The 12,712-nt window shown below is 64.0% G+C and carries 14 protein-coding genes; 4 read left to right on the forward strand and 10 right to left on the reverse strand.

All coding sequences use genetic code 11. The annotated features are described in order from the left end of the window. Positions 1-68 precede the first annotated feature (68 nt). Positions 69-650, forward strand: coding sequence for a helix-turn-helix domain-containing protein (locus KR227_RS08075; RefSeq protein WP_218364851.1), 582 nt, complete (start codon positions 69-71; stop codon positions 648-650). Here KR227_RS08075 and dhaM read toward each other — a convergent pair. The 4 genes from dhaM to KR227_RS08095 all read right to left on the reverse strand — a co-directional run bounded on the left by dhaM (position 647) and on the right by KR227_RS08095 (position 3,982). Next, a complete protein-coding gene (gene dhaM / locus KR227_RS08080; RefSeq protein WP_218364852.1) occupies positions 647-1,333 on the reverse strand; it encodes a dihydroxyacetone kinase phosphoryl donor subunit DhaM in 687 nt (228 codons plus the stop codon). The two genes, KR227_RS08075 and dhaM, sit on opposite strands and share 4 nt — an antisense overlap. Before the next feature lie 3 nt (positions 1,334-1,336). Then, the gene (gene dhaL, locus KR227_RS08085) at positions 1,337-1,972 is read right to left on the reverse strand and encodes a dihydroxyacetone kinase subunit DhaL (RefSeq protein ID WP_218364853.1); all 636 of its coding nucleotides are present in this window, start codon (positions 1,970-1,972) and stop codon (positions 1,337-1,339) included. Positions 1,973-1,987: 15 nt separating this feature from the next. After that, a complete protein-coding gene (dhaK, locus tag KR227_RS08090) occupies positions 1,988-2,989 on the reverse strand; it encodes a dihydroxyacetone kinase subunit DhaK (protein ID WP_218364854.1) in 1,002 nt (333 codons plus the stop codon). Between the two features lie 183 nt (positions 2,990-3,172). Beyond that, complete coding sequence (locus tag KR227_RS08095) at positions 3,173-3,982, reverse strand: Fpg/Nei family DNA glycosylase (RefSeq protein ID WP_218364855.1); 810 nt, start codon at positions 3,980-3,982, stop codon at positions 3,173-3,175. Between the two features lie 89 nt (positions 3,983-4,071). Here KR227_RS08095 and KR227_RS08100 point away from each other — a divergent pair, with 89 nt between their 5' ends. Both KR227_RS08100 and KR227_RS08105 read left to right on the forward strand, forming a co-directional pair. Continuing rightward, positions 4,072-5,274, forward strand: coding sequence for a pyridoxal phosphate-dependent aminotransferase (locus KR227_RS08100; RefSeq protein ID WP_370625212.1), 1,203 nt, complete (start codon positions 4,072-4,074; stop codon positions 5,272-5,274). Positions 5,275-5,484: 210 nt separating this feature from the next. Then, on the forward strand, positions 5,485-6,978 hold the full coding sequence (locus KR227_RS08105; protein WP_218364856.1) for a DUF1846 domain-containing protein: 1,494 nt from the start codon (positions 5,485-5,487) through the stop codon (positions 6,976-6,978). A 32-nt stretch (positions 6,979-7,010) separates the two neighbouring features. Here the strand turns inward: KR227_RS08105 and KR227_RS08110 are convergent, their stop codons facing one another. After that, a complete protein-coding gene (locus KR227_RS08110) occupies positions 7,011-7,361 on the reverse strand; it encodes a hypothetical protein (RefSeq protein WP_218364857.1) in 351 nt (116 codons plus the stop codon). Between the two features lie 100 nt (positions 7,362-7,461). Here KR227_RS08110 and KR227_RS08115 point away from each other — a divergent pair, with 100 nt between their 5' ends. After that, positions 7,462-8,364: a rhodanese-related sulfurtransferase gene (locus KR227_RS08115; RefSeq protein ID WP_218364858.1), complete on the forward strand. Its 903-nt coding sequence runs from the start codon at positions 7,462-7,464 to the stop codon at positions 8,362-8,364. On the opposite strand, the gene KR227_RS08120 is transcribed toward KR227_RS08115, so the two are convergent. From KR227_RS08120 to KR227_RS08140, 5 genes are all read right to left on the reverse strand, one after another. Next, positions 8,348-8,875 (reverse strand): DUF4133 domain-containing protein, encoded by a 528-nt coding sequence (locus KR227_RS08120; RefSeq protein ID WP_255549198.1) that lies wholly within the window; start codon positions 8,873-8,875, stop codon positions 8,348-8,350. The two genes, KR227_RS08115 and KR227_RS08120, sit on opposite strands and share 17 nt — an antisense overlap. 122 nt (positions 8,876-8,997) lie before the next feature. Continuing rightward, positions 8,998-9,678 (reverse strand): SDR family oxidoreductase, encoded by a 681-nt coding sequence (locus KR227_RS08125; protein WP_218364859.1) that lies wholly within the window; start codon positions 9,676-9,678, stop codon positions 8,998-9,000. 13 nt (positions 9,679-9,691) lie between these two features. Next, positions 9,692-10,645 carry a universal stress protein gene (locus KR227_RS08130; RefSeq protein ID WP_218364860.1) on the reverse strand — a complete coding sequence of 318 codons (954 nt, stop codon included), beginning with the start codon at positions 10,643-10,645 and terminating at the stop codon, positions 9,692-9,694. Between the two features lie 104 nt (positions 10,646-10,749). Next, entirely contained in the window at positions 10,750-11,208 is a 459-nt protein-coding gene (locus tag KR227_RS08135; protein WP_151529714.1) for a MarR family transcriptional regulator, read from the reverse strand. Positions 11,209-11,409: 201 nt separating this feature from the next. After that, a complete protein-coding gene (locus tag KR227_RS08140) occupies positions 11,410-12,498 on the reverse strand; it encodes an inositol-3-phosphate synthase (protein ID WP_218364861.1) in 1,089 nt (362 codons plus the stop codon). Between the last annotated feature and the right edge of the window lie 214 nt (positions 12,499-12,712).

Consider the following 12,712-nt stretch of genomic DNA (forward strand, 5'->3'; position numbering starts at 1 on the left):
TGTTGTACTATTAGGCACTCAGCTTTAGGTCGCGTCCGAGCGCGAGCCGAGGAAAAGAGAGGGAGCAGGTGAGCGAGAAGCCACGCCGGAGGGGACGACCCGGCAATAGCCGCGCGGATATCATTAGCGCCGCTGAGGAGCAGTTTCACCAACGCGGTATTGCGGAGACATCCATCAGCCAGATCTCGCATGCACTGAACATCACCAAGTCCGCGGTGTATCACCACGTGGCATCCAAGGGCGAGCTCATCGCCGCTGTGGCCGAGCGCGCCCAGCATACTTGCGCCAGCATTATCACCCTCGCCAAGGAGGGCGAGGATGATGGCTTGGACATTCTCAAGAACATGGTGTGGGAACTCACCGTGGCCCTCGCCGAGGATCACGGCAGCCTCCGGCTCGCCGTCGCGGCCAGCGGCTCCGAGGAGCTGGGTGCTCCCCTGCGGCAGGTGCGGCAGCAGCTACGTCAGGAACTCATCACGCATATCGACGCCGCCCGCGCCGCCCAGCGCCTCAGCGCCGCGCTGGAGCCGGGCGTGATCGCGGAGCTCATCATCGCCAGCTGCGTGACCACTGCGGCCTGCTATGAGGGCGAGCCCGAGGACGCCGCCGATATGGCGTTGAGCTACGTATTCCAGGGTTTACGCGCCTAATCGAGGCCCGCGGCGATGGCCTCGGCGATGCGATCAATCACCGCGGAATCCCTGTCCTCGCCACTGATGGTGACTGTCTCTCCCTGGGCGATCCCCAGTCCCATCACCATGAGCGCTGAAGCGGCATCGGCGTCGTTGATCGCTACCTCGCCCTCGGCCGTGGCGGCCATCTCGGCGATGAGTGCCGCGGGGCGGGCGTGCAGCCCGACCTCGTCGGCCACAACAGCCGTGCGGCTATAGCCGGCGGTGCTATCCGTAGTCGCCTTCGGCTCGGGTGCCGCCGTGTCCTGCTGGGTGGGGGTGCGGAAGCCATAGATGGCGTTGCGGGCCGCCGCCATCACCCCGCGTAGATCCACGCCTTGTTGGGCGGCCACGGCAGCCGCGATACCGCCCTCCACCAAGGGTGCATCCACGAAGCAGATGGGCTCATCCTCATGGAATTCGAGCAGCATCTCTACGGTCATGGTGGCCGAGCCGAGATCCGTGAGGATCAGCACCTCGCGGTCGGCGTCGCGCAGCTGGGTGACGGCCGACTCGATGCGGTCATAGGAGGTGCCAATGCCCCCATCGGCGGTGCCGCCCGCGGCGCGGATATCTACCTCGGAGGCCATCTGCCGCGCGAGATCGCGCAGCCCCTCGGCCAGCTGGGCCGAGTGTGAGACAAAAACAAGACCGACGGCCATGAGTTATTTGCCTTCCTGTGCGGCTGCGGCGGCCGCAGCGAGGAAGTAGGCCGAGGAGGTGGCGCCGGGATCCTTGTGCCCCTCGGAGCGCTCCCCCAGATAGGAGGCGCGGCCCTTGGTGGCCTTCATAGGGATCGTGGCCTCTGCGCCCTGCGCGGCCGCATCGGCGGCAGCCTGCAGTGCGGCGGCGGCATCGGCGCCCTCAGTGGCGGCGGCCCGCGCGGCGGCCGCAGCCGGGGCCCACGCATCCACCATGGTCTTCTCCCCTTCCTCGGCCTTGCCGCGGGCCTGGATACCGGCGACGGCGGCCTCATACATCTCGGCCACGGCGGTGGCGTCAATCTGCTCCGGTGCCACCTTGGCCAGGCGCATGAAGGCGGTGCCGAGCAGCGGGCCCGAGGCACCACCCACGGTCGAGATCAGCGTGGCGGCCACCGTCTTGAATACCGCGGCAGGGGTGTCCGGGGTGGATTGCTTCAGCGTGGCGGAGACCGCGCCGAAGCCACGGTCGAGGTTCTCGCCATGATCGGCGTCACCGATGGCGCGGTCGAGATCGGTCAGTTCCACGCGGTGAGCGGCGGCCTCGGCCACGCAGCGGTCGATCCACGCGAGAGCCCAATCGAGAGAGAGTTCAGCCATTATTCTCAAGCCTCCTTAGTGAGTAAAAGCGGGGGTGTGGGCGGGAGCGTCATAGAGCGCCAGCAGCTCGTCATCAACACGCATGAGCGAGATGGAAAAGCCCTGCATATCAAGGCTGGTGACGTAGTTGCCTACGAGCGAGCGCGAAATAGTGACGTCCTGTTCAGTAAGTCGTTCTGCGAGGCGGCGATAGACAATATACAGCTCCGAGAGGGGCGTGCCACCCATGCCGTTGACCAGTGCAATCACCTTCTCGCCGGCGGCGAGGGAGAGATCTGCGAGGATCGGATCCAGCACCGCGTCGGTGAGTTCATCGGCGCTGCCGAAGGTGGTGGTGCGGCGGCCGGGCTCGCCATGAATGCCCACGCCGAGTTCCACATCGCCCTCCGCCAGCTCGAAGGAGGGCTGATCGGCATGCGGGACGTGGCAGGGGCTCAGGGCCACGCCCATGGAGCGCACCTGGGCCACGCAGGTTTCGGCCACGGCGACCACCTCGTCCAAGCTATCGCCGCGCTCGGCGGCGGCGCCGGTGATCTTCTCTACTAGCAGGGTGCCGGCCACACCGCGTCGACCAGCGGTGTAGAGCGAATCCTCCACCGCGACGTCATCATTAATCAGCACCTGCCGCACCTCGATATCGTCCAGCTCTGCGAGCTCGGCGGCGGTATCGAAATTGAGCACATCGCCGGTGTAGTTCTTCACCAAATACACCACACCTGCCCCGCGGTTGGCTTCCACGGTGGCGGCCTGGATGGGGTCCGGGGTGGGCGAGGTAAATACCGCGCCGGGCACGGCGGCATCCAGCATGCCGGTGCCCACGAATCCGGCGTGGAGCGGCTCATGCCCCGAGCCGCCACCGGAGATCAGCCCGACCTTGCCCTCCTCCTTGCGCGTGGCAGCGGAGCGGGACACAAATAACGGCTCGGTGTGCATCTGCACGTGCTCGGAGTGTGCTGCGGCGAATCCGGCGATGGACTCGGCGACATAATCATGGGGATCATTCATCAATTTCTTCATCTGACACCCTCCCTCTGGGGCTCGACGGTGAATGGAGTGACGCGAGTAGGTAGCCCTGTCATCCCCCAGCGTAGCGGAATCTGCCGTACCGACACCGCCGCCGTTTTTCGCCCCTCTTTATGGGGTGACCTGCATTGCTCCCCTACCCTACGGGAGCGTAGAATTACTCCGTCGCGCCGCTGTTCAGCTCTGGCAGGAGGGGCACCAAAATAGATTGCGCCCCTCCACGGGCCGGCTCGCCACGGGCCCGCCGCACACCAGACAATCCTGATCGGCGCGACGGTAGACATAGACCTCGCCGCCGTGCGCATCCTCCCGTGCCGGCCGCCGCATGGCCTCGGGGGTGTGGGCGGGCAGCACGGTGTCGATCCAGCCCTTCTCTTCCCCATCGCGCATGAGCTGGCAGAGATCCTGCGCAATGGCCTCCCGCTGCGGCGCCGTGAGCTCGCGGCCCGGGGTAAAGGGGTCGATTCCCTGCCGGAAGAGCACCTCGGCGCGGTAGATATTGCCCACCCCGGCATAGTATTTCTGGTCCATTAGCAGCGAGGCGATACTGCGGCGCGAGCGGGCGACGCGGCCCGCAAGCTCCTCCCAATCGGAGTCCGCGCGCAAGGGATCAGCCCCCAGCCGGGCAATCGCCGCGGCCTGCTCCTCGGCGGTGATGAGCCGGCACCACTGGGGGCCGCGGAGCGTGGCGGCGATCTCCTCGTGCGCGATGCGCAGCCGAATCTGTCCCCAATCAGCCTCGGGGGATTCGAAGTGGAACTTACCGATGAGCCCGAGGTGAATATGCACGATCGAGTCCGGCTGCGGGGCGTCGATGTGGATGAAGAGGTGTTTTCCCCAGGCATCCGCGCGCTCGAAGCGGTGGCCGTCGAGCTGCGCCGCGGCGGCGGCAAAGCGCCCCTGGGGCGAGCTGACCTGCACTCTCCGCTCGGCAAAATGCTGGTTGAGCTGACGGGCGAGACGGTGAATCACATGACCTTCGGGCATGGTGTTCTAGTCTAGGCCGCTCCCTGCCGCACAGTGGCCTCCGCGCGGCAGGAGGCGCCGGACGGAGCGCATGGGCCATACTAAAAGGCATGTCAGCAGCTTCGCGTTCTACCGACTCCTCCCCCACCGCGGCGCCGATGCATCTTTCCCAGCGCGGCGAGGTGGCACCGTTTATCGTGATGGATATTCTCGCCCGCGCCCTGCAGCGCCGCCAGACACACGGCGATGCGCTGCTTTTATGCGTGGGCCAGCCCTCCACCCCTGCGCCCAGCCCCGTGCTGGAGCAGGCCGAGTCGGCGGTGCGTCAGGACATCCTCGGCTACACGGCCGCCAGCGGCACGCCGGAGCTCAAGGAGGCGATCGCCGACTACTATCAGCGCCGCTATGCGGTGCCGGTGGATCCGGAACGTATTCTCATCACCACCGGCTCCTCGGGCGGGTTCACCTCGCTCTTTCTCGCCGTCTGCGACCCCGGCGATGAGGTGGTGCTGGCCCGCCCGGGCTATCCCGCCTATCGCAATGTGCTCTCCGCGCTCGGGGTGCGCATGGTGGAGATCGACGTTAGCGATGCCGAACACGCCTTTCAGCTGCGCGTTGAGGATCTGCAGGCCCTGCCGCGGCTGCCGCGGGCGGTGATTGTGACCTCGCCCTCCAACCCCAGTGGCACGGTGATCGATCCGGCAGAGTTGCGTCGTCTAGCGCAGTGGTGCGATACGCACGGCGTGGTACTGATCTCCGACGAGATCTACCACGGCATCAGCTATGGTGCCGAGTGCCGCAGCGCCGCCGAGTTTTCTGAACGGGCGGTCATTGTGGGCAGTGTGAGTAAGTATTTCTCCATGACCGGCTGGCGGGTCGGATGGCTCATCGTGCCACCGGAGCTGGTGGGGGTGCTCGATCGCCTTCACGCCAATTTCACGGTCTGTCCGCCGGCGATCTCGCAGCAGGCCGCCCTGCGCGCGTTTGACGACGCCGCCCTGGAGAAACTCGACGCGCATGTGCAGCGCTATGCCCGCAATCGGGAGATCCTCATGGAGCGACTGCCCGCGCTGGGCTTGAAGAATATCGCGCCCGCGGATGGCGCCTTCTACTGCTATGTGGATGTCTCCTCGATCACCGAGGATTCCTTCCGCTTCGCCCATGAGCTACTCGACGCCACGGGAGTGGCGGTGGCGCCCGGGGTGGACTTCGACGCCGTGCACGGGCACCGCTGGATTCGGCTGAGCTATGCCTGCGATACCGCCGATGTGGTGGCCGCCTGTGATCGCCTAGAGGCCTATATTCGAGACTAAAAACTATCGACAAACAGAAATTAAACTATGCCTTTACCAGCGGGTTTACTGCTGTTTTATGCAATTGTTCCGCAACGGCGGTAGTATCTCAGGGTAACCGTAGCGGCGGCCGTGAGAGAGAATGCAGGCCGCCACAGGGCCTCACTCCGACCGCTGCCACTACGTCAGTTGTCGCCCCCTTTACGCTCTTATCTCAAGTGAGGTTGCTCTATGCTTTCACCCGCCATTGGCTTCGACCGATCCGCGTATATCCAGATGCAATCTGAGCACATTAAGGAGCGCCGGGAGAGTCTCGGCGGACGCCTCTACCTGGAGATGGGAGGCAAACTCTTCGACGATATGCACGCCTCCCGTGTGCTGCCGGGCTTTACCCCCGACAATAAGATCGCGATGCTCGAGAATATCAAGGATGATGTCGAGATCATGGTCTGCATCAACGCCAAGGATCTGGAACGCGGTAAAATGCGCGCCGACCTTGGCATTTCTTATGAGGATGATGTGCTGCGCTTGGTGGATGTCTTCCGCGCGCGCGGCTTCCTCGTGGATAACGTGGTGATGACCCAGTGCGAGGAGGGCAATAAGCATGCCACCGCCTTCCAGGACAAGCTCACCCGCCTGGGCCTGAAGGTCACCCGCCACTTCGTGATCGAGGGCTATCCCGCCGATACCGAGCACATCGTCTCCGAGAATGGCCTCGGCCGCAATGAGTACGCCGAGACCAGCCGCGATCTCATTATCGTCACCGCGCCCGGCCCCGGTTCGGGCAAGCTGGCTACCTGCCTCTCGCAGATCTATCACGAGCACGTGCGCGGCATTGATGTGGGCTATGCCAAGTTCGAGACCTTCCCCATCTGGAATATCCCGCTGGATCACCCGGTGAACGCCGCCTATGAGGCCGCCACCGCCGATCTGGATGATGTGAACATGATCGACCCCTTCCACCTGGCGGCCTATGGCAGCCAAGCGGTGAACTATAACCGCGATGTGGAAGTATTCCCGCTGCTCAAGCACCTCCTGGAGAAGATTTCCGGGCATTCGCCCTATGAGTCCCCCACCGACATGGGCGTGAACATGGTGGGTAATTGCATCAGCGATGATGAGGTGTGCCGCGAGGCCGCCAAGCAGGAGATCATCCGGCGCTACTACAAGGCGCTGGTGGAAGAGAAGAAGAACCAGAAGGCGCCGTTGGAATCCGGCCGCATTCGCCTGCTCATGGGCAAGCAGGGCATTCACGAAACTGATCGCCCCGTGATCGAGCCGGCGCGCGCCATCGCCGAGGAGACCGGCCAGCCCGGCAGCGCCATCAAGCTCAATGATGGCGAGATCATCACCGGCAAAACCTCCGCTTTGCTCGGCTGCTCGGCGGCCATGCTGCTCAACGCGCTGAAGTATCTGGCTGGTATCGAGCCGGATGTGGACCTGTTGGCGCCCAGCTCCATCACGCCCATCCAGACCCTCAAGATCGAGCAGCTGGGCAGTAGCAACCCGCGGCTGCACACCGATGAGGTGCTCATCGCCCTGAGCGTTTCGGCGGATCATGACCCCAATGCCCGCCGCGCCCTCGAGGAGCTGCACAACCTGCGTGGCCTCGACGTGCACACCACCACCATTCTCGGCTCGGTGGATGAGGGGATCTTCCGCAACCTGGATATTCAGGTGACCTCCGATCCGGTGTATCAGAAGAAGCTGCTCTTCCGGAAGTAACACCGAATACGCAGAAGGCGGTGATCGTGGCGCTAGATGTGCGCCCGCACCGCCTTTTCGCCTGTGGCGGCCGCCTGGCCCAAGGTGATGGGCTCGAGCTCGCGGTTATGATCCCATACCGTGTCTGCCTCCCCAGCCGGGTAGGAGGTCACGGTATCGCTGGCCGGTTCATAGGTGACCAAGGCCAAAAGATCCGAAGAGGTTTGTTCGCATACCGCCCAGCTATAGCAGGTATTATTCATCCAGCCATCCTCAGCATCATCATTGGACTGAATCGCTGGGGTGGGCGTGATCGAGCGCAGCGTGGGGCCATCATCGAGGGTGGTTTGGTTGTGCAGGGCCCGCAGATAGAAACGACCGGCATTGATATCAAAAGGTTCCATAGCCCCTCATTCTAGAACACTGTTCACCGCTGCCCCGCCCTGTTGCGCTGCCCGCCGCGGTGGTTAGGAACTGGCCGCCGCGCCGGAATAGGATCAACATATGCTCTCGAAGATCCTGCTCTACTACAAGTTCCAGCCCATCGCCGATCCCAAGGCCGTGATGCTGTGGCAGCGCGACCTCTGCGAGTCCCTCGGGCTGCGCGGCCGCATTCTGATCTCCGAGCACGGCATCAACGGCACCGTCGGTGGGCCGATGGATGCCTGCAAGAAATATGCCCGTAAAACCCGCGAATACTTCAAGCCCATGGAGTTCAAATGGTCAGAGGGCGGGGCCGAGGATTTCCCGAAGCTCTCCGTGAAGGTTCGCGATGAGATCGTGTCCTTCGGCGCGCCGGGCGAGCTGAAGGTGAATGACGAGGGCGTGATCGGCGGCGGCGTGCACCTCAAGCCCGAGGAAGTCAATGAGCTGGTGGAGCGGCGCGGCGAGGAGGTGGTGTTCTTCGACGGGCGCAATGCCATGGAGGCGCAGATCGGCAAGTTCAAAAACGCCGTGGTGCCGGATGTCTCCACCACCCACGACTTCATTGCGGAGCTCGAGTCCGGCAAATATGACTGGATGAAGGACAAGCCGGTGGTGTCCTATTGCACCGGTGGTATCCGCTGCGAGGTGCTGTCCAGCCTGATGAAAAACCGGGGCTTCGAGGAGGTCTATCAGATCGATGGCGGCATCGTCCGCTATGGCGAGAAATACGGTAATGCCGGGCTCTGGGAAGGCTCGCTCTACGTCTTTGATAAGCGCATGCACATGGAGTTTGAGGGCGGCGAGTTCACCCAGCTGGGGCATTGCGCCCATTGTGGTGCGGCCACGAATGACTTCCACAACTGCCGCAACCAGGCCTGCCGCAAGCAGACACTGATGTGCACAGAGTGCGCGGATTCCGTGGGGCATTGCGGCGATGCGGGCTGCGCCGAGATCGCTGCCGCCGCTAGTGGTGACCGTTAACGAACATCCAGCCGAAACCCGTCATCCACGCCAAGGAGGCGGGGATGAGCACCCAGATGATGGCGAGCCACGGCCGCCACGCCCCATAGCGGGCCCAGGTGCGATAGGTGATCCAAAAAGCGCCGAAGGTGCCGGCTAGGGCCACGCCGAGGGGCACCAGCGAGAACAGGATCTCGTAGCCGCGGCTGCAGATCCACGTCGAGAGCCCAGCCTCGCAGATCGGCCCGCCTTGGGCGCGGGAGATGAGCGCGATCACCAGTCCGGTGAGGACGGTGAGCAGGGGTATCACCAGCGCATAGGCGATGGCCCTGCGCGAGGAGCGGCGGCTGTGCTCGAACCACGCCAGTGGGTCGCGCTCGAATTCCTCGCGGGAGGGGCCGCGGCGCGTGGTGGAGACCCGATCCACGGTGGGATCGAAATACTGTCCCTCGGGCAGGCCGGCGGCGGGCATGGGGCCGACCGCAGACTCCGGCCGCGGCGGGCGCGGATCGTCCTCAGACTCGGATTGCATGGCTTCTCACCCCTATAGCTCTGCCTCATCGCGATTCATCGGGCTATGTATCCAGCCCTTTCTTCGCCACCCTACTCGCCGCCCCGCATCGTGGGTAGGCCCCAGCATGTGGCGCTGCGGTGCTAGTGAGGGCGGGGGCGTAGTACTAGCTCAGTGGGTTGCGCGTCCATCGGCGTGGTAATCACCTGCACCACCGCGCGCGCCACAGTCTCCGCGGTCAGGAACTGGTGCGGATCATAGTCACCGCCCTCATAGGCCACGATGTTGCGCTGCATCCGAGTATCGATGCGGCCCGGGTGGATCGAGGAGACGCGGATGCCGGGCTCCTCCTCGCGCAGCCCATCGCACCAGGCGCGGGCCGCGAACTTGGCGGCGGCATAGCTGCCCCATTCGGGCTTGACCCGGAAACCGGCCCCCGAGTTGAGATACACCATGGTGCCCTGGGCGGCGCGCAGCGCAGGAAGCAGCCGATTCGTCAGCGCTACGGGGCCGTGCAGATTGACGTTGAAGGAATCCTGCCATTCCTGGCTGCTGGCGTCCTCGATGCGGTTGAGCTGGCAGTATCCGGCGCAGTGGATGAGCGCATCGAGGCTAGGGATAGCGGGCACCGCCGAGAGATCAGGCTCGGGGGAGGCGAAATCGAGGCGGAACCAGGTGGCCTGAGAGACGGCAGCCCGGGTCTTGTCCGTGGCGGGTGACTCGCTGCGATAGCTGGCATAGACCACCCAGCCGGCGTCGATAAGCTGCTCGGCGATCTCGCGCCCCACTCCCCCACTGGCGCCGGTTATGAGTGCTGTGCGCATATGTGCGTGTCTCCTATGCGTAGTCTGTGCCCCTTGAGGGGCGGGTTGAGGTTGTGGTCGGGTAGATCATCACCGGCACCCGCGCGTGTTTGAGCACGGCCGAGGTGTGGGAGCCCATGAATACCCGCGCGATGGGGTTGCTATCTTCCGAGCCCACCACGAGCAGATCTGATTTTTTCCACTTCACCGCGTCCATGGCCTCGGACCAGCCACTGCCGGTAGCTAATTCCGTTTCCACCTGCAGCTCGGGCCGATGCTTGACGACGCTATCTCGCGCCCGATCAAGATTGGCCAGCGCATGTTCCCGGGCGTCATCAGCCAGCACAGACTCGAGCTTGCTATTCGTGGACTTCAGCGCATTGCCCACGCGATCGGGCACGAAGGCCACGATCCGCAGCGGCACGGAGTAGGTCTCGGCCACTGCGGCGGCATGGTCGAAGACGGCGGCGCTGCCGGCCTCTTCGGTGAGCGCGCAGGAGACCCGGTTCACGCCCTTCTTGCCCAGCTTCACCTCGCGCGGGATCAAACCCAAGGGATAGGGGGAGGCGTGCAGCAGCGCATCGGCGGTGGTGCCGGCCAAATAGCGGCCCTTGGGGGCAGCCTGGGCGGGGCCCAGCAGGATGATATCGGCGTGGAAGTCCTCGGCGGCCTGGGTGAGCAGATGCGGCTCGGAGGAGCCATCGGCGAAGACGGCTAGCTTGCTATCGAAGCAGTCTGCGTCCACGCCGGCGTCGAGCAGCGCGGCGGTCACCACGTCGCGACTGGCCTCCTCCTGCTTCTTCAACCACTTCTTATACTTTCCTCCCAGTTTGGATAGGGAGGTTTGGGGCCAGGGGCGGGTAAAGGCCAGGATGGCGCGGACGGTGATGGGCCCAGAGCGGTGCAGCCATGCGACGGCATCGAGAATTTCGCTATTGGCGGCGTCGGGCTGCCACGCTATCAATACGCGGAGGCGAGAATCGGACATAAGTGTCTCTGCATGAGCGGCGAGGGCGGGGCCGAGCGCTGCTCATGCGCTCAACTTTCATCTGGGCGGACAAAGGAACGGGGGCGGGCACGCCCCGAGGCTAGTTATTTATCGCCGTTGCGGGTTTGGGCGGTATAGCGCTCGGCGAGGCGATTGATAATCGGCACGATCTCTTCGATGGCGGCGATCTCCTCATCCTCGAGGGTGCTAAACATATCAGCCAGCTGGGCGATACGTTCCTCGCCGACCCGCTCGAGTTCCACAGCGCCCTGCTCGGTCAGCTGCACGCGTACGCCGCGGCGGTCATTATTATCGCGGACGCGCTCCACCAGGCCGCGGGATTCGAGCTGGTGCAAGGCATTAGAGGCGGTGGGCATGCGAATGCCCTCGCGCTTGGCTAGTTCGCTGATACGCGCCGCTCCATCGGACTTCAGGCGAGACAGGATGGTTAGCTGCGGTCCGGTGAGATCGGAGCGCTCTGCAAGCCGGAAATAGGTGACGTAGAGCTGCGTGAGCGCGGGCCGTGCATTCCGGGCGAGTTCAAAATAAGGTTGCGCGTTCATAGTCCATATTCTATGGCGCGAAACAGTACTGTCCTAAAAATTGTTTAGGTGGAAAAGTATTTCAGCAGGTGGGTGTGCTCTTTGGGGGTAGGTGTCTGTCCGTGGAAGACAGGAGAATACAGTGCGGCCACGGACATCACCGCGTGGAAAATGTCCGTGGCCGTGGCCACTTGGGCGCTGCGTATGCGCCCAGGGTGGGATTTAGTCGCCGGCGATGAAGCGTTCGAGACGGGCGCGGGCCTCGTCGTCGCCGAGCTGCTGCGGCGGGGACTTCATCAGATAGGAGGAGGCGGCGTCGATCGGGCCGCCAATGCCGCGGTCGAGGGCAATCTTCGCCGCGCGCAGGGCGTCAATAATAATGCCCGCGGAGTTCGGGGAGTCCCACACCTCGAGCTTGTACTCGAGGTTCAGCGGCACCTCGCCGAAGGCCTTGCCCTCGAGGCGCACATAGGCCCATTTGCGGTCATCCAGCCAGCCCACATAGTCGGAGGGGCCGATGTGCACATTGCGATCATCCACCTTGCCCGCCAAGGGGGAGGTCTTCAGGTTGGAGGTGACGGCCTGGGTCTTGGAGATCTTCTTGGACTCCAGGCGCTCGCGCTCGAGCATGTTCTTGAAGTCCATATTGCCGCCGACATTGAGCTGCATGGTGCGCTCGAGGCGCACGCCGCGGTCCTCGAAGAGCTTGGCCATCACGCGGTGGGTGATGGTCGCGCCCACCTGGGACTTGATGTCATCGCCGACGATCGGCACCCCGGCGGCGCGGAACTTCTCGGCCCACTCGGGATCGGAGGCGATGAACACCGGCAGGGCGTTGACGAAGGCGCAGCCGGCGTCGATCGCGGCCTGGGCGTAGAACTTATCGGCCTCCTCGCTACCCACGGGCAGATAACTGACCACCACATCCACCTGGGCGTCCTTGAGGGCCTGCACCACATCCACCGGCTCCTCTTCGGACTCGGTGATGGTCTGCTGATAGTAGCGGCCGAGGCCGTCGTGGGTGGGGCCGCGCTGGACCGTCACGCCGAGATGCGGCAGCTGCGCAATCTGGATGGTGCAGTTCTCGGATGCGCGGGTGGCCTCGGAGAGATCGAGCCCCACCTTGGCGGCATCCACGTCGAAGGCTGCGGCGAATGTGACGTCCTTGACGTGATAGTCGCCGAAGCGCACGTGCATCAGGCCGGGAACGTCATCGCTATCGCGGGCGTCCTTATAAAACTCGACGCCTTCGATCAGCGAGGTGGCGCAGTTACCAACTCCAACGATGGCAACACGGATTTCTCCGCTCATGGGCAAACTCCTTCAAACAAACTTGTACCGCCGCGACACCTCCCACGGGTGGGGGCGCGCACCGCGGCGGGCGAGCACGTCCGCAGTAATGGGGCTCACTCCTGGGACGCGCAACAATCGTGATTCCTCAGAATCTAGCCCGCGTTTTTGGCCCAGTGCAGGCGCTCAATCGATACAGAACCGCAGTGAACCGATTAAGTTGTGAGCACAGACA

Source organism: Corynebacterium sp. TAE3-ERU30 (assembly GCF_019209925.1).
Classification (GTDB): domain Bacteria; phylum Actinomycetota; class Actinomycetes; order Mycobacteriales; family Mycobacteriaceae; genus Corynebacterium; species Corynebacterium megadyptis.

Bases quoted from the DNA above. Each gene is read 5' to 3' on its own strand.
- KR227_RS08100 (WP_370625212.1), top strand. From the start codon at position 4,072: ATGTCAGCAGCTTCGCGTTCTACCGACTCCTCCCCCACCGCGGCGCCG.
- KR227_RS08125 (WP_218364859.1), bottom strand. From the start codon at position 9,678: ATGCGCACAGCACTCATAACCGGCGCCAGTGGGGGAGTGGGGCGCGAG.
- KR227_RS08095 (WP_218364855.1), bottom strand. From the start codon at position 3,982: ATGCCCGAAGGTCATGTGATTCACCGTCTCGCCCGTCAGCTCAACCAG.
- KR227_RS08105 (WP_218364856.1), top strand. From the start codon at position 5,485: ATGCTTTCACCCGCCATTGGCTTCGACCGATCCGCGTATATCCAGATG.
- KR227_RS08135 (WP_151529714.1), bottom strand. From the start codon at position 11,208: ATGAACGCGCAACCTTATTTTGAACTCGCCCGGAATGCACGGCCCGCG.
- KR227_RS08115 (WP_218364858.1), top strand. From the start codon at position 7,462: ATGCTCTCGAAGATCCTGCTCTACTACAAGTTCCAGCCCATCGCCGAT.
- KR227_RS08110 (WP_218364857.1), bottom strand. From the start codon at position 7,361: ATGGAACCTTTTGATATCAATGCCGGTCGTTTCTATCTGCGGGCCCTG.
- dhaM (WP_218364852.1), bottom strand. From the start codon at position 1,333: ATGGCCGTCGGTCTTGTTTTTGTCTCACACTCGGCCCAGCTGGCCGAG.
- KR227_RS08120 (WP_255549198.1), bottom strand. From the start codon at position 8,875: ATGCAATCCGAGTCTGAGGACGATCCGCGCCCGCCGCGGCCGGAGTCT.
- KR227_RS08130 (WP_218364860.1), bottom strand. From the start codon at position 10,645: ATGTCCGATTCTCGCCTCCGCGTATTGATAGCGTGGCAGCCCGACGCC.
- dhaL (WP_218364853.1), bottom strand. From the start codon at position 1,972: ATGGCTGAACTCTCTCTCGATTGGGCTCTCGCGTGGATCGACCGCTGC.
- dhaK (WP_218364854.1), bottom strand. From the start codon at position 2,989: ATGAAGAAATTGATGAATGATCCCCATGATTATGTCGCCGAGTCCATC.
- KR227_RS08140 (WP_218364861.1), bottom strand. From the start codon at position 12,498: ATGAGCGGAGAAATCCGTGTTGCCATCGTTGGAGTTGGTAACTGCGCC.